This is a genomic window from Gammaproteobacteria bacterium, from assembly GCA_019911805.1.
GTDB lineage: Bacteria > Pseudomonadota > Gammaproteobacteria > Thiohalobacterales > Thiohalobacteraceae > JAHJQQ01.
In genome coordinates this window covers 22579-43505 of record JAIOJV010000051.1, presented here as the reverse complement: position 1 = coordinate 43505, position 20927 = coordinate 22579, and the positions used below count along the sequence as shown (strand labels likewise).

16 protein-coding genes and 1 pseudogene are annotated in these 20927 nt (G+C 64.9%); 9 read left to right on the top strand and 8 right to left on the bottom strand.

Going from position 1 to position 20927, the window contains the following annotated elements; genetic code table 11:
• Positions 1-614, top strand: a 614-nt coding sequence (locus K8I04_05360; GenBank protein MBZ0071135.1) for a HEAT repeat domain-containing protein, incomplete at its 5' end; no start/stop codon positions are given.
• Positions 615-797: 183 nt separating this feature from the next.
• Here K8I04_05360 and K8I04_05355 read toward each other — a convergent pair.
• A complete protein-coding gene (locus K8I04_05355) occupies positions 798-1976 on the bottom strand; it encodes a methyl-accepting chemotaxis protein (protein ID MBZ0071134.1) in 1179 nt (392 codons plus the stop codon).
• Positions 1977-2234: 258 nt separating this feature from the next.
• Here K8I04_05355 and nadA point away from each other — a divergent pair, with 258 nt between their 5' ends.
• Positions 2235-3317, top strand: a complete 1083-nt coding sequence (gene nadA / locus K8I04_05350) for a quinolinate synthase NadA (protein ID MBZ0071133.1) — start codon at positions 2235-2237, stop codon at positions 3315-3317.
• Positions 3318-3320: 3 nt separating this feature from the next.
• Here nadA and K8I04_05345 read toward each other — a convergent pair whose 3' ends face one another.
• Positions 3321-3560 (bottom strand): hypothetical protein, encoded by a 240-nt coding sequence (locus tag K8I04_05345; protein MBZ0071132.1) that lies wholly within the window; start codon positions 3558-3560, stop codon positions 3321-3323.
• Positions 3561-3682: 122 nt separating this feature from the next.
• The gene (locus K8I04_05340; GenBank protein MBZ0071131.1) at positions 3683-4153 is read right to left on the bottom strand and encodes an Rrf2 family transcriptional regulator; all 471 of its coding nucleotides are present in this window, start codon (positions 4151-4153) and stop codon (positions 3683-3685) included.
• 262 nt (positions 4154-4415) lie between these two features.
• Here K8I04_05340 and K8I04_05335 point away from each other — a divergent pair, with 262 nt between their 5' ends.
• From K8I04_05335 to K8I04_05305, 7 genes and pseudogenes are all read left to right on the top strand, one after another.
• The gene (locus tag K8I04_05335; GenBank protein MBZ0071130.1) at positions 4416-5426 is read left to right on the top strand and encodes a multicopper oxidase domain-containing protein; all 1011 of its coding nucleotides are present in this window, start codon (positions 4416-4418) and stop codon (positions 5424-5426) included.
• Between the two features lie 14 nt (positions 5427-5440).
• Entirely contained in the window at positions 5441-6133 is a 693-nt protein-coding gene (locus K8I04_05330) for a cytochrome c (protein ID MBZ0071129.1), read from the top strand.
• Positions 6130-6522, top strand: a complete 393-nt coding sequence (locus K8I04_05325; protein MBZ0071128.1) for a cytochrome c — start codon at positions 6130-6132, stop codon at positions 6520-6522. Before K8I04_05330 ends, K8I04_05325 begins: the two co-directional genes overlap by 4 nt.
• Before the next feature lie 12 nt (positions 6523-6534).
• Positions 6535-7470, top strand: coding sequence for a multicopper oxidase domain-containing protein (locus K8I04_05320; protein ID MBZ0071127.1), 936 nt, complete (start codon positions 6535-6537; stop codon positions 7468-7470).
• 147 nt (positions 7471-7617) lie between these two features.
• Positions 7618-7800: pseudogene (locus tag K8I04_05315) on the top strand (hypothetical protein).
• 98 nt (positions 7801-7898) lie between these two features.
• Positions 7899-9206: an efflux RND transporter periplasmic adaptor subunit gene (locus K8I04_05310; protein ID MBZ0071126.1), complete on the top strand. Its 1308-nt coding sequence runs from the start codon at positions 7899-7901 to the stop codon at positions 9204-9206.
• A 2-nt stretch (positions 9207-9208) separates the two neighbouring features.
• Entirely contained in the window at positions 9209-12349 is a 3141-nt protein-coding gene (locus K8I04_05305) for a CusA/CzcA family heavy metal efflux RND transporter (protein MBZ0071125.1), read from the top strand.
• A gap of 253 nt (positions 12350-12602) precedes the next feature.
• Here the strand turns inward: K8I04_05305 and K8I04_05300 are convergent, their stop codons facing one another.
• The 5 genes from K8I04_05300 to K8I04_05280 form a co-directional block, all read right to left on the bottom strand.
• Positions 12603-15758, bottom strand: coding sequence for a CusA/CzcA family heavy metal efflux RND transporter (locus K8I04_05300; protein MBZ0071124.1), 3156 nt, complete (start codon positions 15756-15758; stop codon positions 12603-12605).
• A 10-nt stretch (positions 15759-15768) separates the two neighbouring features.
• Positions 15769-17055, bottom strand: a complete 1287-nt coding sequence (locus tag K8I04_05295) for an efflux RND transporter periplasmic adaptor subunit (protein MBZ0071123.1) — start codon at positions 17053-17055, stop codon at positions 15769-15771.
• Entirely contained in the window at positions 17052-18311 is a 1260-nt protein-coding gene (locus tag K8I04_05290; GenBank protein ID MBZ0071122.1) for a TolC family protein, read from the bottom strand. The genes K8I04_05295 and K8I04_05290 overlap by 4 nt, the downstream gene beginning before the upstream one ends.
• Positions 18312-18427: 116 nt before the next feature.
• Complete coding sequence (locus K8I04_05285; GenBank protein ID MBZ0071121.1) at positions 18428-18847, bottom strand: hypothetical protein; 420 nt, start codon at positions 18845-18847, stop codon at positions 18428-18430.
• 335 nt (positions 18848-19182) lie between these two features.
• Positions 19183-20862: a transporter gene (locus K8I04_05280; protein MBZ0071120.1), complete on the bottom strand. Its 1680-nt coding sequence runs from the start codon at positions 20860-20862 to the stop codon at positions 19183-19185.
• Positions 20863-20927: the final 65 nt, after the last annotated feature.

Sequence of the window (20927 nt, the reverse complement as noted above, 5' to 3'; positions counted from 1 at the left end):
ACGCCCTGCTGCTGATCGCCAACGGCTGTCCACATTGCCCCACGGTGCTGGCCGGCTTGAGCGAGCTGATCAAACAGGGCCGGCTCGGTCGTCTGGAGGTGGTCAATATCAACCAGCGCCCCGATGTCGCCCAGGCCCATGGGGTGCGCAGCGTGCCCTGGCTGCGGCTGGGACCGTTCGAACTGACCGGTCTGCGCTCGCCGGCCGAACTCGCCCGTTGGGTGGAGCGCAGCGCCTCACCGCAAGGCATGACGGACTATTTCAGCGAGTTGTTCGATGAGGGCCGGTTGGCGGACATCGCCGCGCTGGTGGAGCGCGAGCCACGGCATGCCGCCGTGCTGGTCGCGCTGCTCGGCGATCCGGAGGCCACACTGCAGGTACGCCTTGGTGCCGCGGCCACCCTCGAGCATCTGGAGGGCAGCGCGGCGTTGCGCGCCATGACGGAACCTCTCGCCACCCTGACACGGCATGCGGACGCACGTGTGCGCGCCGACGCCTGTCACGCCCTGGCACTCGGCCACGACCCGGCGGCGCGCCCGCACATCGAGGCGCTGCTGCAGGACCCGGACGCCGTTGTGCGCGAGGTCGCCGCAGACAGCCTGGCGACGCTCTAGGCACCTGTCGGACTTGAGACTGATCTACTGCGTCGGCAATTCACACCTGCACACGCCACAGACAGCCCCGGCGATCGTCGATCTGATCGTATCGTTGCGGGTGACGGGGGGATAGGCTGGGCTGCGGGCAGTGACCCGGGAGGTCACGCAAGGGACGGGTTTGATGCGGGTCGGATGTGGTTGTCAAAGCCTGAAACGGGTCATCAGCTGCCGCACCTGCGCCGCCAGATCCGCAACATCACCACTCGCCGTATCGGCCTGCTGTACGGTCGCCGCCGCCTGTTCCATGGCGTCGTGGATAAAGCTGATGTTGGTGTTGATTTCCACCGCCACCGCACTCTGTTCTTCGGCTGCCGTCGCGATCTGACTGTTCATGTCGTTGATGTTGGATATTGCGTCCGCGATGCCCGCCAGCGACTGTGCGGCCTTCCCGACCTGCTCCGAGCACTGCCCCGCCGCCACGTTGGCCTGATTCATGGAGCCGGCCACATCGCCGGCCCCCGATTGCAACCGCTCGATCATCGCACGGATGTCCTGGGTCGCGATCTGGGTACGCCTTGCCAATGCCCGTACCTCATCGGCCACCACCGCGAAGCCACGCCCCTGTTCTCCGGCACGTGCCGCTTCGATGGCCGCGTTCAGTGCCAGTAGATTGGTCTGCTCGGCGATCCCCCTGATCGTCTCGGTGACCACACCGATGCCGGCGGATTCCCCCTGCAATATCTCGATCGCGCCCGCGGTTTCGCTCATTTCGCCCACCAGCGTCTCGATGCTGTGCAATGCGTCAGCCGCGACCCGCCGCCCACTGGCGGCTTCCGTATCGACCTGCCTGGCGGCGGCCGCCGCCAGCTCGGCATTGCGCGACACCTCATGGACGGTGGCGGCCATCTCGTTCATGGCAGTCGCGACATGTTCGACTTCGACCTGCTGTCTCTCCACACCCTGCCGGGTCTCGTCGGTAATGGTGGAAAGCCGCTCGGCGGACCTCGCGGTCTGCGTCGTGGCCCGGTCGATCTCGGCGATCACTTCGCGCAGGCTGGCGCTCATCCGATTGAGGCTGGCGATGATATCGCCGACCACATCCTGGCTCTGCAGGTCGTAATGCTGCGAGATATCGCCCTGACTGATGGCATCTGCAAACCGTGAGATATGCCGTAGACGGCGGATCAGGATGGCGTTCACCAGCCAGTAGTTGGCGATGCCCAGTATCACACCGGCAACCAGACAACTGGCGACGAACCAGCCGAGCATGCCCGGCTTGAAGTCGACGAACAGCCGCGCAAAGAGCGGGAATGAACCGCCCATGGCAAGGCCGAATACGAGGCTGGCAGCCAACAGATTGCGAAGAATACTGGGCTTCATGTGAGGGATACCTGGGTGTGTACCGGCTATAGTAGCGGTACCAGTCCCAAGATCCTGAGGGCGTGCGCCGTGCGCATACCGCCCCCGCGGCAGTGAAACTGCCATGCGGCGTTTGCATCGGGGTTGGGTATCCACCCTCGCCTGCGGCCGATTGACGCGATCCACGCCTGTATCGGAGTTCCCACCACGCCGGGAAGGGTGTTCTGCGAACGGATCCACAGTAAAATGGTTCCATTGAATTCGGGGCAGGAGAGTCCGATGAAGGCCTTGCAAGACGATCCGCGCGTTCCGGCACCGCGCACCCAGGTATTTCCACTGCCCGGCAGCACGCCGGCGCCCGACTATGCCCCGGGCGAGCGTGAGGAATTGTGGGCCCGCATCCAGCGGCTGCTCAAGGAGCAGGACGCGGTGCTGGTCGCGCACTACTACACTGACGAAGATATCCAGCGGATCGCCGAGGAAACCGGTGGCTACGTCTCCGATTCCCTCGACATGGCGCGCTTTGGCAACGAACACCCCGCCTCGACCCTGATCGTCGCCGGGGTGCGCTTCATGGGCGAGACGGCCAAGATCCTCAACCCGGAAAAACGTGTACTCATGCCGACGCTGGAGGCGGAGTGCTCACTGGACCTGGGCTGCCCGGCCGAGGATTTCGTGCCCTTCTGCGACGCCCACCCCGACCGTACCGTGGTCGTGTACGCCAACACCAGTGCCACGGTGAAGGCGCGTGCGGACTGGGTGGTGACCTCGAGCATCGCCGTGGATGTCGCCAAGTATCTGGCTGCACGCGGTGAGAAGCTGATCTGGGCGCCGGACCGTCATCTCGGCCACTACGTGCAGCGGGTCTCGGGTGCCGACATGCTGCTGTGGCAGGGTGCCTGCGTGGTGCACGAGGCGTTCAAGGCCAGCGCGCTGCAGGCATTGATGCGGCAGCACCCCCAGGCGGCGGTGCTGGTACATCCGGAATCACCCGAGAACATCATCGCGCTGGCCGACGTGGTGGGCTCGACCACACAGCTCATCCGGGCCGCGCACGATCTCCCCAATGACCTGTTCATCGTGGCGACCGACAGCGGCATCCTCTACAAGATGCGCCAGGCGGCACCGGGCAAGAAATTCCTGGAGGCCCCGACCGTCGGCGCGGGTGCGACCTGCGTGTCCTGTGCGCACTGCCCATGGATGGCCATGAACGACCTGCGCAATCTCGCCGAGGTGCTGGAAACGGGCCGCAATGAGATCCGGGTCGATGAGGCGATCCGTGTGCAGGCCCTGCGCTCCACCCAACGCATGCTTGATTTCGCACGCGAGCAGACGGTGGCCCGCAAGGTCTCGGGAGACTGAGGCCTACAGCCAGCGTTGCAGGTAGTAGATGAACTGCCCTTCGGAGGACTTGGAGGGACCGATCACCGATGCCGGATAGCGGTTCTCCGCGGGGTCGGCACCGGCCTGCGCCGCCGCCTCCGAGTCCACGACCTCGACGTTCCCCGCCGGGAAGCGCGTGCGGTTCAGGCGCAGCGTGTAGATCACCGCAAACCGCACGTCCGAGACCCCGGTCTCGGGATCCGGTGGTACGAATCCGCGCATGCATCACCTCATCTGATGGTTATCGTGTCGGGCGACCTTGAGCGCGGCCGGCCGATTCCAACCCCGATCCGCCCCCGCGGTCACCTCGCGACCTGCCCGGCACACACTCCGGACAGCCCTTGTCAGCTGTGTTTCCCGCGGACCTTGTTCTTGCGCTCAAGAAATTTGACCACCACCTCACCGCCGGCATGCTGATTGGCGATGAGATCCGACACAGTATAGTTGTTCAACGTCTCCAGAAAACTCGCGCGCGCCACCATGAGCGCGGCCTGCAACGCGCACTCGGGCAGCATCGGGCAATCGCGATTGCGCGGGTTGAAACACTCGGCGAGATCCATGTTCTCTTCGGTATCGCTGACCAGCTCACCGATGTGGATCTCCTCCGCCGGCCGTGCGAGCCGCATACCACCCCCCTTGCCACGCACCGTCTCGATATAGCCGTACTGGCCGAGGCGGTGGACGATCTTCATGAGGTGGTTCTCCGAGACCCGGTACATCTCCGCGATCTCGGCAATGGTCACCAGGCGCTCGTCGTTCAGCCCCAGGTACATCAGGGTGCGCAGTGAGTAGTCGGTGAATCGTGTCAGTTGCATCGTCTTCTCCACCCGCTGACCGGTCAGCGCGGTCGCCACGTGCTTGCGACTCATGCTGCCGGTTCGAATTCCATTATACAAGCGGTGTATTCAGGGCCGTCGGCGGCCAGTCCTTCAAGAGACAGTGTAGTCGCTAGCGCGTTCAAGAACTCTTGACAGACAATCTTTAAGATGTATCTTACATGCACCTTTAAGACTGGACCGATCGGAGGCCGGAGTGAACACGACACCTGCGACAAGAATTCACCATTGCCGTTCCGCCATGCTGACGTCCCTAGCCCTGGCGTGCGCCGCGCCGACTCTGGGCTGGGCGGAGGCGCACACGTTCGAAATGAACATCGAGGACACCAAGATAACCCTCGTGGGCAAGCAGGATTTCCATACCTTCGCCTTCAACGGGCAGGTCCCCGGTCCCCTGATCCACGTGAAGGAAGGTGACGAGGTCACCGTCAACGTCAACAACCTCACCACCCTGCCACACACCATCCACTGGCATGGACTGCTGCAGCGCGGTACCTGGCAGATGGACGGTGTACCCGATGTCACCCAGCCGGCCATCAAACCCGGGGACACCTTCACCTACACGTTCACCGCCGAACCCTCGGGCACCATGTGGTATCACTGTCACGTCAACGTCAACGAGCATGTCACGATGCGCGGCATGTGGGGCCCCTTCATCATCGACCCGAAGGAACCCACACCGATCGAGAAGGAGGTCACCAAGGACTTCATCCTGATGTTGTCCGACTGGGCCTCCGCCTGGGCCTTCAAGCCCGGCTACGGTGGCGTACCGGGTGATGTCTTCGATTTCTTCACCATCAACGGCAAGGCCTATCCGGATTCACAACCACTCCGCGTCAGCCGCGGCGACGTGGTTCGCCTGCGGCTGATCGGTGCCGGTGATCTCGCCCATGCCATCCACATCCATGGACACGTCTTCGAGGTGGCCTTCAAGGATGGCCGTCCACTGCCGGCCCCTTACGAGGCCGATACGATCGTGGTCCATCCGGGTGAACGCTACGACCTCATCCTGCGGGCCGACAACCCCGGTCGCTGGATGGTCCACGACCACGTCGATACACACACCCTGAACGGCGACAAACCCATGGGCGGCATGATGACGGTGATCGAGTACACCGAGATCAGCGCCAAGGACGACTTCTACGCCTGGAAGGACAAGCAGTTCGCACCGGATTTCTACTATGAAGAATCCCTGAAGAAGCCGCATGGCATGTATGACGCAGCGGTCTTCCAGGGACAGGCCATCGAGTAACAAAGGAGTCGCACATGAAACGAATAACCTTCATTGCCGCGGCGGTAGGGCTGGTCGCGTCCGCCTCTGCCCAGGCCCAGAACGGCCAGACCATCGTCGAATCCCAATGCATCGCCTGTCATGCGGTGGTGAAGCCGGAGAAACCCGGCCTCACCCATCTGTGGGAGCGCAAGGGTCCGGATCTGCATTACGCCGGCAGCAAGTTCAACCAGGCCTGGCTGGAGTCCTGGCTGCAGGAGCCGACGCGCATCCGCTCAGCCGGCGAGTTCTACACCAAGCACATCAAGGCGACCGATGCGGAGGATGCGGTGGATGAAACGACGCTGAAGCCGCACCTGCAGCTATCGGCCGCCGACGCCAAGGCTGCGGCTGAGTATCTGATGACACTGACGGCCCCGGATGGCCTGGTGCAGCCCGACGCCTACAAGGGCGGCAAGGTCAACGCCAGGATGGGTGCCATGTTCTTCAATAAACTGCGCGGCTGTGGGGCCTGTCACAGTGCCGAGCCCGATGCCGGCGCAGCGAGCGGTGCGGAACTGTATACGGCGGCAGAGCGCCTGCAGCCGGATTACATCTACGCCTACATCAAAGACCCGCAGGCGTTCGATCCGGGGATCTGGATGCCCACGCTGGATCTGTCCGAGCCGGATCTGCAGCGGCTCACGGGCTACATCGTCCAACTCAACAGCAAGGGGGCCACGCCATGAATCCCATCCGATCGCTATCGATACGCATCTCCACAGCCGTCTCCGTGGCCTGTCTGATGCTGCTCGCGGCACCTGCCGGCGCGGCATCCGATGTGCACGCACGTGCCACACGCAATTACGACACCTATTGTGTGCAGTGCCACGGCATCGAGCGCAATGGCAACGGCATCAACAGCCAGCATATGTCCGTACAGCCGCGCGACCACAGCGACGCCAAGGGCATGACCGACATCCCCGACGAGGAGCTCCTCCATGCCATCCGGGATGGTGGCCTGGCGGTGAACAAATCGGTATTGATGCCGGCCTGGGGCAACGTCCTGTCGGCGGAAGAGATCGAGGAAATGGTGGCATATCTGCGCCATGTCTGTAACTGCGGTAGCAACCAATAACGAGGAATGAACATGTCGATACATAACCACGCTGGCCACGCGATCGCACTGGCGGCGGCACTGACTGTACTGTCCGCACCGGTCCTTGCCGAGGTCGTCAAGGTCACCATTCATGTCGAAGAGGTCGATCTGCCGATTGACAACAAGGGTACGATGTACAAGACCTGGACCTTCGACGGCACGGTGCCGGGTCCGCTCGTGCGGGTCACCGAAGGGGATACGGTGGAGTTCACCCTGGTCAACGACAAGGAAAACAAGAACTCTCACTCGATGGATTTCCATGCCGCGCGGGTGGACGTGGTGGAGGACTTCGGCTCCATCAAGCCGGGCGAGACCAAGACCTTCACCTACACGGCGGATTATCCCGGTATATTCTTCTATCACTGCGGCTCCGATCCGATGATCCAGCACATCGCCCGCGGCATGTTCGGCGCCATCATCGTGGACCCCAAGGATCCAAACGCCATGCCCAAGGCGGATCGCGAGTATGTGCTCATCCAGTCCGAGTTGTATCCGAACCCGGATGCCAAGGAAGCGATGATGCGCAACGAGTGGAGCAACGTCATGTTCAACGGCGGCATCTTCAAATATGACCCGGTACACGACCCGGCCGCCACCCGCTGGCTGCAGGCCAAGCCTGGCGAACGCGTACGCATCTATTTCGTGAACGCCGGTCCCAACGAGTTCTCGTCCTTCCATCCCATCGCCGGTATCTGGGACCGTGTCTATGCCAGCGGCAACCCTCAGAACGTCACGGTGGGCATGCAGAGCCTCGTGGTCGGTCCCGGCGATGCCGCCACCTTCGACCTGATCTCGCCGGTCGAGGGCGCCAACGCCATCGTCACCCATTCGATGAAGAGTGCGCTGACCGGCGCGATCGCCGTACTGATGTTCTCCGATGACGCCGACCCCGAAATGGGTCGTGGTGATCAGATCCTGGTGCGCTGACCGCCTACGGGGTGGCGGGTCCCCGCCACCCCGTCTCCACCATCACATTGACTACCGTTGCAACCCGGGAGATTCCGTATGCACCGCTTTCACTGGTACACCGTCCGCAGCCTCATCGCCGCGCTCGCCGTCGCCACCTGCGCCCTGATGGTCGCACCTGCAGGGGCGGCCGAGGCTACGACGCATCCGCCGGCCCAACAGATGGCGGCCGTCGGCCAGATCGTCGACGACCTCGAGGCCGACGGCGATGACCTCTGGTACTGCCCGATGCACCCCGAGGTCGAAAGTCACGAGCCGGGCCGTTGTCCGGAATGCAAGATGAGGCTGGTCCGCGACGCGACGGACCCCCACTAGGGGCCTGCATCCACCTGTACCGGCCGGTCTTCCACCGGTGCCCCCTGGCACAGCCCCTATCCCCGCGACCGTGCATGATTATGCGACGCATCCTGCCGATCTCCATCGTCCTTCTGGCCTCGCTGCTCGGTGGCTATGCCTATTACACCGACCCCGCGGCCGGCGCCCGCCCGCGCATGTCGGCCAACGGGACGCCGGCAGACACCGCGCTGCCCGCCATCGCGATCGCGCCCGAGGTGACGGAGGCCTGGGTGTGTCCCATGCACCCGCAGATCGTCCAGGACCACCCCGGCGACTGCCCCATCTGCGGCATGGACCTGGTGAAGGCCGAACACGACCATGCGCATGCCACGACAGGCGTAACCATCGACACCGCCACCCGTCAGCGCATGGGCGTGCGTCTGGCGACGGCCACGGAGCGCGAACTGAGTCGTGACATCCGCACCTATGGCGAGATCGTTCTCGATCAGTCCACCAGCCTGAACATCACGCCCAAGACCGACGGCTGGGTGAAACGCCTGCACGTGAATGCCGTCGGTCAGACCGTGCAGGCCGGTGCCCCTCTGTATGCCATCTATTCACCGGCGCTGGTGAAACGCCAGCGCGAATACATCGAGTTGCTGCAGCGGCGCGACCAGTTGCTGGCCGGCATAACCAACCTCGTCGGGCAGAGTGCCCGGGTGGCCGCCAGCCTGGCGCGTGAGCGCATCCGGCTGCGCGAGCAGTTCGCCTATACGGACATCGACCGCGACACCCTCACCGCACTCGACGAAAAGCGCCGTACCGTGGACATCGTGACGGTGCGTGCCCCGCGCACGGGTTTCGTCACGCGGCTCGACGTGCGCGAAGGCGACTATGTGACGCCTGCGAAGACCCTGCTGTCGCTGGCCGATGCCGCAGCGCTGTGGATCGACTTCGAGCTCTATCCTGATCAGCTCGCCTGGGTGCGGGAAGGCGATCCGGTGGCGGTACGGGCGCAGGACAGCGGACGGCTGCGGGTGCGCGGCACGTTGCAATTCGCCAGCCCGGTGGTCGAAGGCCTCGCCCGCACCCGCAAGGCGCGCCTGGCCGTGCGCGACCCGCAACAGCGGCTGGTCCCCGGCAGCTTCGTCGATGTCGTCGTCAGCGGTGCGGCCCGCACGGTACTGGCCATACCGCGCTCGGCGATCATCCGCACCGGCAGTGGCGCACGCGTCATGCTGAGCCGCGGTGATGGCCATTTTCTGCCCGTGCCGGTGGAGACCGGTATGGAGACCGAGGCGTTCGTCGAGATCGCCGCCGGTCTGGAGTCGGGTGCCGAGGTCGCGGTGAACGGCCAGTTCCTGCTGGATGCCGCCGCCTCCCTGAACGACAGCATCCAGCGGCTGCGAAGCGGGCCGTAGGCATGCTGCAGCGCATCATCGAGTGGTCGCTGGACAACCGTCTGCTGGTGGTGCTCGGGGCACTGGTCCTGACGGTCTGGGGCGTGCAGTCCGCCCGCCACATGCCGCTCGATGCCATCCCCGATCTGTCCGACATCCAGGTCATCGTCAAGACTGGCTATCCCGGACAGGCGCCGCGCCTGGTCGAGGATCAGATCACCTATCCGCTGGCCAGCGCCCTGCTGGCGGTGCCGGGGTCGACGGCCGTACGCGGCTTCTCGATGTTCGGCGAGTCCTATGTGTACGTCATCTTCGCCGACGGCACCGAGCCCTACTGGGCGCGCAACCGCGTGACCGAACAGCTCTCCCAGCTCGGCACACGCCTGCCCGACGGTGTCGCACCGGCGCTCGGCCCGGATGCCTCGGGCGTCGGCTGGATCTTCGAATACGCCCTGGTGGATCGTGACAACCGCTACGATGCCGGCGAGCTGCGTGCGCTGCAGGATTTCTTCCTGAAGTACGAACTGCAGAGCCTGCCGGGCGTGGCCGAGGTCGCCAGCGTCGGCGGCATGGTCCGGCAGTTCCAGATCGAGGTCGACCCTGACCGTCTGGCACGCTACCGCCTCGACCTCGACCGGGTCGGCCGGGCAGTGCGCGATAGCAACGTCGCCGGCGGCGGCTCCGTGGTGGAGATGGGTCACGCCGAATATATGATCACCACCGACGGCTACCTGCGCACGCTGGACGATTTCCGTGACATCCCCCTCGGGCTCGATACGCGTGGTCTGCCGCTGCGCCTGCGCGACGTCGCGGATGTGCAGACCGGCCCGGCGCCGCGCCGCGGCGTGGCGGATCTCGACGGTGAGGGCGAGGTCACCGGCGGCATCGTCGTCATGCGCCATGGACACAATGCCCTGGAGACCGCGGCGCGGGTAAAGACGCGTCTGGAGGAACTGAAGAACGGCCTGCCGCCGGGTGTCGAGATCGTCGTCACCTACGATCGTTCCGGGCTGATCACGCGCGCGGTGGACAATCTGCGCGCCAAGCTGGTCGAGGAATCCATCGCCGTCGCGCTGGTGTGCCTGCTGTTCCTGTTCCACCTGCGCTCGTCGCTGGTGGCAGTCATCACCCTGCCGATCGGCATCCTGACGGCCTTCATCGTCATGCAGCAGCAGGGGGTGTCGGCGAACATCATGTCGCTGGGCGGCATCGCCATCGCCATCGGTGCCATGGTCGATGCGGCCATCGTCATGATCGAGAACATGCACAAGCACCTGGAGCGCGCCGGCCCCGCCCCCGACCCTTGGGCCGTGGCCCGCGCCAGCGCGGTCGAGGTCGGGCCGGCGCTGTTCGTGTCGCTGCTGATCATCACCGTGTCCTTCCTGCCGGTATTCACCCTGACCGGTCAGGAGGGCCGGTTGTTCGCGCCGCTCGCCTACACCAAGACCTACGCCATGGCCGCCAGCGCCGGGCTCGCAGTCACACTGACACCGGTACTGATGGGCGCCTTCATCCGTGGCCGCATCCTGCGCGAGGACCGCAACCCGCTGAACCGCTTCCTGCAACGCCTCTACCGCCCAGCGCTGCTGCTGTCGCTGGACCATGCCGGGCCCACTCTGATCATCGCCGCACTGCTGTCGGCCACCGTGCTCTGGCCCATCACGCGCCTGGGCAGCGAGTTCATGCCGCCCCTCTACGAGGGTGATCTGCTGTACATGCCGACCACCCTGCCCGGCCTGTCCATCGACGAGGCGGCGAACATCCTGCAGATCACCGACCGGCTGATCGCGCAGATGCCCGAGGTCGAGCGGGTGTTCGGCAAGGCCGGGCGTGCCGACAGCGCCACCGACCCGGCGCCGCTGTCGATGCTGGAGACGACCATCCTGCTCAAACCGCGCAGTGCATGGCCGGACGGCGGCAGTGTCGAGGACCTCATCCGCCGCCTCGACCGCGCGGTGCAGCTGCCAGGACTGACCAATTCATGGGGCTATCCGATCCGCACCCGCATCGACATGCTCTCCACCGGCGTGCGCAGCGCCGTCGGTATCCGGCTCAGCGGCCCGGACCTCGACGGTATCGCCACCCTGGCGCAGGAGATGGAGGGTGTGCTCCGCGGCATACCGGGCACCCGCTCGGTATTCGCCGAACGGGTGGCCGCCGGCCGCTACGTGGACGTGGAGATCCGCCGGGCGCAGGCGGCGCGCTACGGCCTCAGTGCGCGCGATGTGCAACGCTTCGTGCAGAGCGCCATCGGCGGTGAAAACATCGGCACGGTCGTCGCCGGCCGCGAACGCTACCCCATCAACCTGCGCTATCCACGCGGTATGCGCGATTCCCTGCAGGCCATCGCGGCGAGCCGCGTCACGACACCCGGCGGCGAGCAGGTGCCGCTGGGCACGCTGGCGAAACTGAACGTCGTCGACGGCCCGGCGCAGATCAAGAGCGAGAACGGCCGTCTCATCGGCTATGTCTACGTCGACATCGAAGGGCGCGATCTCGGTGGCTACGTTGCGGAGGCCCGCGAGGCGCTGGCTGCACAGGTTACCCTGCCCGCGGGCTACGCCATGACCTGGGCCGGCCAGTACGCAAACCTGCTGCACGCCAAGACGCGGCTGTACTGGGTCGTGGCGATCACCACGCTGATCGTGTTGGTGCTGCTGTACCTGTATTTCCGCCGCATCCCCAGCGTGCTGCTGGTGGCCATGTGCATGCCGTTTTCGCTGGTCGGCGGCTTCTGGCTGACCTACATCCTGGGCTACAACCTGTCGGTCGCCGTGGCCGTGGGCTTCATCGCGCTCGCCGGCGTCGCCGCGGAGTTCGGCATGATCATGCTGCTGTATCTCGATAACGCCCTGGACGAGTTCCAGCACGATGGCCGCCTCACCGACCCGGCCGCACTGCGGGCCGCCGTGGTCCAGGGGGCGCTGCTGCGCGTACGTCCCAAGCTCATGACGGTGGCCGTCATCGTCGCCGGCCTGCTGCCGGTCATGTTCAGCGACGGCGCCGGCTCCGACGTGATGAAGCGTATCGCCGCCCCGCTGCTCGGCGGCATGTTCACCGCGCCGCTGCTGTCGCTGTTCGTGGTACCGGTGCTGTACGCGCTGTGGAAGACGCGGACGATGAGACTGCCCGCACCCGAGATCCTGGCCCGCAGCGCACGCTAGCGCAGCGCCCCGTGACATCTCCCCTGAAAAACTCATTTCGGCCACGGAAGCACACGGAACAACACGGACAAGATCATAGGCCTCATCCAACAGCCCATATCGGCCGTCAGGCACCGAGGCAGAGCCTCTGCGACGCGGCTTCATTTCAGTGCCTTCCGTGTGCTTCCGTGGCGCATGTGGTGTTTGGTTTATGGGACGGCAGTGACTGCAGCGCTTTGCGCCGTAAACGCCCGCGGCCCGCCGGGCCGTTTCGCTATGCCGGTCTGTAGACCAGCCGGTACAACGCCGGCAGCACCAGCAGGGTGAGCAGCGTCGACGAGACGATGCCGCCGATCACCACCGTCGCCAGCGGCCGCTGCACCTCGGCGCCGGTGCCGACATTGAACGCCATGGGCACGAAGCCGAGGCTGGCCACCAGCGCCGTCATCAGCACCGGCCGCAGGCGCCGCAGTGCCCCCTGGACGATGGCCGGCTCCAGCGCCATGCCCTGCGCGCGCAGGTCGCGGATGAAGGACAGCATCACCACGCCGTTGAGGACCGCCACGCCGGAGAGCGCGATGAAGCCGACGCCGGCCGAGATCGACAGCGGCAGGTCGCGCAGCGCCAGCGCCGCCACACCGCCGGTGAGCGCCAGCGGCACGCCGCTGAACACCAGGGCCGCGTCCCGGGCCGAGTTGAAGACCATGAACAGCAGTCCGAAGATGATCAGCAGCGTCACCGGCACCACGACGGACAGGCGCCTGGCCGCCGAGATGAGCTGTTCGAAGGTGCCACCATAATCCAGCCAGTAGCCCGCCGGCAGGTCCACCTGCTCGCGCACCGTAGCCTGAACATCCTGGACGAAGCGGCCGAGATCGCGTCCGCGGACATTGGCGGTGACGACCACGCGGCGCTTGCCGTTCTCGCGGCTGATCTGGTTCGGGCCCTCGGTGAAGCCGATGTCGGCGACCTCGCCCAGCGGGATGCTGACCGGGACGCTGCGTGCCACGCCCAGCGCAGCGGCATCGCCGGCGATCTCACGCCCGCTGGCGTCGCGGCGGTCCCGCGGCAGGGCGACCGGCAGCCGCGCCAGGGCATCGATGTCGGTGCGCAGCGATTCCGGCAGACGCACCACCAGAGCGAAGCGCCGGTCGCCCTCGAAGATCTGTCCCACCGTCGCGCCGCCCATGGCGATGCGCAGTGTCTCCTGCACCGTGGCCACGTCCAGGCCGTAGTACGCAAGCCGCTCGCGATCGGGCACGACGCTCAGCATGGGCAGGCCGGTCGCCTGTTCGGTGTTGACGTCGGCCGCCCCGGGGACCTGCGCCACCGCTGCCTCCACCTGTTCTGCAAGCGCCACCAGGGTATCGAAATCGTCACCGTAGACCTTCACGGCGAGGTCGGCACGCACGCCGGCAATGAGTTCGTTGAAGCGCATCTCGATGGGCTGGGTGAACTCGTAGTTGTTACCCGGGATGGCGCGCGCCGCGGCCTCGATCTCCGCCACCAGCTCCGCCTTGGGCTTGGCCGGGTCGGGCCATTGCGCGCGCGGCTTGAGCATGAGATAGGTGTCGGCGACATTGGGCGGCATGGGGTCGGTGGCCACCTCGGCCGTGCCGAGCTTGGCGAACACGTGCGAGACCTCGGGGAAGGCGTCGAGCCGCGCCTCCAGCGCCGCCTGCATCGCCACCGCCTGGCTCAGGCTGGTGCCGGGTATGCGCAGCGCATGGACGGCCATGTCGCCCTCGTCCAGGCTGGGCATGAACTCGGCGCCCATGCGCGCGGTCTGGAACGCGGCGAACAGCACCAGCGCAGCCGCGGCGATCACCACCGGCCAGCGGTAGGCCAGCACCCGCCGCAGGACCGGCGCGTAGAGCGCACGCAGCCCGCCCATGACACGGTTGTCCGTGTCCGCTACGCGCCCGCTGACGAACAGGGCCACGGCGGCCGGCACCGCCGTTACTGACAGCACCAGCGCCGCGAGCAGTGCGGTGACGACGGTAAACGCCATGGGATGAAACATCTTCCCCTCGACGCCGCTGAGCGCGAAGATCGGCACATAGACGATCATGATGATCAGCACGCCGAACACGCTGGGGCGGATCACCTCGACGGTGGCCTCGCGCACGATGCGCAGCCGCTCCTGTAGATCGGGCAGCCCACCGTGCAGGCGCTGGTGGGCACCCAACCGGTGCAGACAGTTCTCGACGATGATGACCGCGCCGTCGACGATCAGGCCAAAATCCAGCGCGCCCAGACTCATGAGATTGCCCGACACCCGCGACTCGACCATGCCGGTGACGGTCATCAGCATGGCCAGCGGGATCACCGCCGCGGTAATCAGCGCCGCGCGCCAGTTGCCCAGCAGAAGCAGCAGCACCGCGATCACCAGCAATGCGCCTTCGGCGAGATTCTTCTCGACCGTGGCGATCGTCTTGTCTACCAGCGTCGTGCGATCGTAGAGCGTGTTGATCTCCATGCCTTCGGGCAGCGATGGCCGGATGGATTCAAGACGCTCGGCCGCGGCCTTGGCGACGACGCGGCTGTTCTCGCCCACCAGCATGAACACCGTACCGAGCACGACCTCCTCACCGTCCTGGGTCGCGGCGCCGCTGCGCAGTTCGTGCCCCAGCGTGACCGCGGCGACGTCCGCGAGCGGAATCGGCACGCCATCGCGCCTGGCGACCGTGATGCCGAGGATGTCATCGATGCCGGCGAGCTGGCCGGGCGAGCGGATCAGATACTGCGCGCCGAAGCGCTCGATGTAGCCGGCGCCGGTGTTGCGGTTGTTGCGCGCCAGTGCGGCCATCACGTCCTGGAGCGTCAGGTCGAAGGCCAGCAGCCGGTCCGGATCGGGCAGCACGTGGAACTGCTTCGTGTAGCCGCCGATGGTGTTGACCTCGACGACGCCAGGGGTCTGGCGCAGTTGCGGCCGCACGATCCAGTCCTGCGCGGTGCGCAGCGCCATGGGACTGTGCCGCGCGCCCTCGGCGTTGGCGACCGTGTACATGAAGATCTCGCCCAGCCCGGTGGCGATCGGCCCCATGGCCGGCTCGATGCCCTCGGGCAGCTGCGATTTCACCTCGGAGAGCCGTTCGTTGATGAGCTGGCGCGCCCAGTAGATGTCCGTTCCTTCCTCGAACACCACCGTGACCTGCGACAAGCCATAGCGCGAGATCGAACGGGTGTATGCCAGACGCGGCAGCCCGGCCATGGTGGTCTCGACCGGGAAGGTGATGCGCTGCTCCGATTCCAGCGGTGAATAGCCCGGCGCAGCGGTGTTGATCTGTACCTGGACGTTGGTGATGTCCGGCACGGCGTCGATGGGCAGGCGGTTGAAGTTGTACACGCCGAGTGCCGCGGCACCCAGCGCGAGCGCGAGCACCAGCCAGCGGTGGGCCAGTGAGGCGGCAACGATACAGTTCAACATCGCGCGTCCCTCAGTGGTCGTGACTGGCGCCGGATTTCTCGACGTCGGCCTTGATCAGATAGCTGTTGCCGGTGACGTATTCCGTGCCGGCCTCCAGACCGCCGAGTACCTCAGCCCATTCACTATTCTGCCGGCCGAGCTCCAGCATGCGCACCTCGTAGGTCTCGCCGAAGCGGGCGAACACGACCCGGAAATCGCGGAAGTGCTGGAGGGCCGATTGGCGCACGGCGAGTGGAACCGGATGTTCCGCTACCGCGACGCGGGCACGCACGAACTGACCCGGACGCAGTGTGCCGTCGGCATTGTCCAGCACCACCCGTGCCTGCACGCTCTGGCTGGCGTGCGCGGCCAGTGGCGCGATCCAGTCAATGTGCCCGCTGCGATCCGGGCCGGCACCCAGACCCTCGATGCGTACGGGCTGGCCCACCTGCACCGTACCGAGACTGCGGGTGAAGACATCCAGCTCCACCCACACCTGCGACAGGTCGGCGATGAGGAACAGCGGCGCATCGCCGGTGGCCATGCCGCGCTGCAGGTCGCGGCGCAGGATGACTCCGCCGATGGGCGCCCGCAGCGCATAGGTCTGCAGACTCTCGTTGCTCTGGATGCGCGCGAGTATGGCACCCGCCTGCACGCGTTCACCCAGACGCGCCTCGATATCCTGCACCACGCCCGGGAAGCGCGCGTGCACCCGGGCGATGCGGTCCGGGTCGGTCTGCACCCGACCGGTGAGCGGCAGCGTCTCCGTGATGGTTGCGGGTCCGGCGGTTTCGGTCTCGATGCCGGCCGCGCGTGCCAGCTCCGCCGGGATCCGGGTACGGCCCTCGTAGCTGGAGAAATGCCATGTGTAGGTCTCGCCCGCATGCCGCGCGCTGATCGCGACATCGAAGGAATGCGGTTCGTACACCACGCCCTGGCCGCGCAAAAAATCCTGCAGTGGCCTGAAAGTAAAACGATCCACCCGGCCATCGACGCGGGTCAGGGCGACCTCCACGTCCACCGCACCCGGCGCCAGCGGTTTACCGTCCCGATAGGCGTAGACATGGAACTCGGGCGGGACGCCGGTCTCGTAGAGCACCAGCTCGATGGCGAAGCCGTCGTGCTCGAACCATTTGCCGCCGTGCGGGCCCTTGGGGATCTCCGCGTCACCGTGCTCATCGGCATGGTTGTGCTCATCGGCATGACCGTGCGCATCGGCACCGTGCAGTCCCTCGGCCGCGATCGCAGTGGTGATGAACAGCGTACCGTACGACAGACTGCCGGCCATCAACGCGATGGCAAGAAGATGATGGATCATGGTTCGACTCCAATGGGGGAGGCACTGCCCGCGGGCGCGACGCCAATCAGACGGTCGATCTCGATACGTGCGGCGTGGTACTCGACGGCGGCCGACAGGACCTCGAGGCGTGCCTCCAGCAGACTCTCCTGGGCGGCACTCAACTCCAGCAGCGAGTAACGGCCCGCCGCGTAGCCCTGGCTGTAGTCGTCCAGGACCTTGCGGGCGGCGGGCAGGATACGCTCCTGATAGGCCTCCAGGCGGTCGCGCGCATGGAGGAGCTCCTGGTGCAGGCTGGACAGCGCGGCGCGCAGCGCCAGGCGTCGGTCCTGTGCCAGCAGCGGCTCGCGGGCCGCGAGCGCCGCGGCCTCCGCCTCGTAGGCGGCGGCGCGGCCGGCACTGCCGAGCGGCAGACGCAGCGACAGCACCAGGCCGACGTCATCGCTGGCATTGAGATGCCGTACACCGGCCTGCGCCTCCACGTCCGGACGCGCACGCGTGTGCGCCAGCTGCCGGCGCGCCTCGGCGAGGCGTTCGGCAGTGGCCAGCTGCGCCACGGCCGGATTGCGCGCGAGCCTCTGCTCCAACTCGTCGAATGTCGGTTCCGCCTCGAGGTGGACGAGCTCGGCGTGCACGCGCTCGAAGGCCGGCGGGAACACTCCCCACAGCACCGCCAGGTCGCGCCGGCCGTTGAACAGCAGATGGTCGGTCTCCTCCAGGGCGAGTTCCGCGCGCGCCAGCGCGATCTGTGCCCGACCGCGTTCCGCGTCCGCGGCCTTGCCGGCACGGTGGCGCCGCTCCACCGCGTGCTGGGTGCGGCGCATCAGCTCGACGCGTTCCTCTGCGAGTTCCCGTTCCGCCTGCACGCGCGCCAGCGTCAGGAAGCGTCGCGCGGTCTCCGCCAACAGATCCAGACGGCGGGCATCCTGCGCATGACGCAGCAGCCCCGCCTCGAGGCGCGCCACCTCGCCCCGCCGCTGCGCCTTGCCGCCGGATTCCAGCACCCGGCCGAGGCTGAGCGTGGTCTCCAGACCGCGCACGCCGCTGGCCTCACCGGAGCCGGCCAGGTTCTCCAGTTCCAGTCCGACCGTATAGGGCGTGGACTGGCCCTGCTGACGGATGCGCTCGGCCGCCGCGCGCGCATCGAAATCGGCGGCCTGCAGTTGTGGGTTACTCTCCAGGACGCGCGCGACCGCCTCGCCCAGCGTGAGCGGTACGGCACTGGCGTCAGCGACGAGCAACCAGAAAAACGTGGCGACTGCTACCCGGAATCGCATGGATACGGTTCCTCGGACCGACAGGCGGTCTCGAAATGTGGGCTACGGATCGGTGCGGGAGGCGGACACGGCACAACGGCCACGCCTGCCGCACGGCTGTACGAACTGCGCTGGGATCAGGCGTGCGGCGGAGCGCGCAGAGGGGGAGAATTTTGCCAGCGGAGATGGGACGGGCGGCCCACCGGCGACCGCGCGAAGCGCGTCGTCAGCGGCTCACCGACCAGCAGAAGCAGCAGAATGAATGCCAGGATGAACGGCGGCAACTGCGGTGCGGCCGACTTGAAGACGAGGTCCGCGCCGGGGTCGATGGTGTGGCTGTCGGCGTGATGGGCGACCTTGCCGATGTCCGTGAGGACATGCCGATCCAGCGTATGGTGCGCATGATCGTGCGTGCCCAGGACACCGTCGTGATGGGCGGCATCGACCGGGTGCAGATGATAGTGAAACGGGAAGCACGCCAGCAGCACAAAGGCCGGCAGCAGCAATCCGACGATTGCCCGCCGGTAACCCGTCATGCTGTGCAGCGATAGATTCATACGCGACGATTAAGAGTGATGCCGGCGCCGAAGCTACCTGCTTACGGGCTTGGCGTCAACCGGACGGTAAGCAAGGCCTGGTCTGCGGATTCAGCGCATGTTTCATCTCATGTTTCATCTTGTGTTTCATTACTGTGTAGTAGTCGGACTCGATCTGACCGTGTTGGTAAGATTCCTAATGATCTGTTTTGGGCTAAAGTGGGAGTAAGGTATTAATGTTACAGCGATCTCTCTTTGCCTGCTTCCGAACGGTTGCAGCCTTGGAAGCTGCAAAGATTTAATAACTCACAACACCGCAGGGGGATAAGTACGTATAGAAGTCAAAGCTCAATGCGTCACAGGGTCATCAGGAAAGTCCCGGCAAAGATCAGAAAGACATTGGCAAAAGTGTACGTGCCTGCGTAGCCAATCGCCGGTACGCTGCTGTTCGCAGCGTCGGCAACGACCGCAAGTGCTGGCGTACTGGTCATCGCACCGACAAGCGACCCGAGCAGCAATGCCGGATTCATCTTCAATAACTTACGGCCAACCAAATAACCAATGCTCAGTGGAAGCGTAGTGACGAGAACCGCACTCGCGATGATCAACGGGCCCAGCTCGAGCAGTCCCTCCACGATGCCACCACCGGCATTAAGACCGATCGAGGCCATCAACAACAAGAGTCCCAGCTCCATGAGAAGAAAGCGTGCGGCACCCGGCACTCGTCCGAACGTCGGATTCATCGAACTCAGATAACCCAACACAAGTCCGACAATGAGCAGACCACCTGCGGTGCCCAGGCCCACACTGATACCACCGATCGAGAATGTAATCAGACCGACGAATGATCCAATGACGATGCCCAATGAGAAAGTCGCCAAGTCAGTCTCTTCAATTTCCTGCTCGATATGCCCAAGCAAAGAAGCCAACTCGCGCAGGTGGGATTCTTCACCGATGATCTGGATGCGGTCGCCCTTATTCAGGGTCACTTCATCGGTAATCGGCAATTGGATACCCGTGCGATTAAGACCGGTAGCGAAACAGCCGTACGTGGAAGCAAGGTTGAGTTCTTTAATCTGTTTGCCCAGCACATGCCCACTAAGTACAACGATCTCTTGAGAGATGACGTGGTAGTTAAGCAAGCTTGCATCGAGGACTTCCTCACCGCCAAGGTTTTTCCGTACCCACTGATGTGTCTGGAGGCTGGCGATTACCGACAAGACATCACCCTCCTGCAATTCGAGCTTGGGGTCGGGTTCTAATAATTTACCGCCGCGACACACCTTCAGCACCACCCCTTCGATCTCGGTCAGCTCTGCAGCACGTTGCGAGATGGTTTTGCCATAGGAATCGGGAGTGACCTTGTAGGCTCTGATGACAGGCAGATTTTCCGCTTCGCTGGGCCCGCGACGTCGACCCGGCAGCAGGCCCTTGTCCTTGGCATAAGTACGGGCCATCGCCTCGAGATTCATTTTTAAGATCCGCGGAACATAACGGATGAGAAGAATTACCAGGATGGTTCCGACGAAATAGGTGAGTGCATACCCGACACCGATATTCTCGATGATCTGTTGCCGGGTTGCCTCATCGCCACCAGCCAGGCCACTATTTACAGCGTCCTGGGCTGCAGCGAGCGTCGGGGTACTGGTCAGCGCGCCCGCCATCAACCCCGCATCGAATCCTTGCGTGAAGCCAAACAAGCGCGACAGTGCAATGACGGTGACCAGACCAGTGGTCACTACCACGACAGCAAGGATTATGTAGTTCTTGCCATCCTCCATGAAAGCCGTAAAAAAACTCGGACCTGCCTGCAGCCCAACCGAAAAGATAAAAAGTGCAAAGCCGAATGATCCGACTTCGGAGGGAATCGTCAAGCCATAGTGACCAAAACTCAGCCCAATCAGCAAGACACCGATGGTCGAACCGACGGGCACGCTGAATACTTTGATGTTGCCGATCAGATAGCCTCCGCCAATGACAAGAAAGAGCAGAATCAAGTGGTTGTCTTTCAAGACCTGGTAGAGATCAATCTCCATGTGGTTCCAATTCAAATGTAGAAGTATCGGCGGCAACGCCAAGCGATACGCTGGGTTCGCCTTCA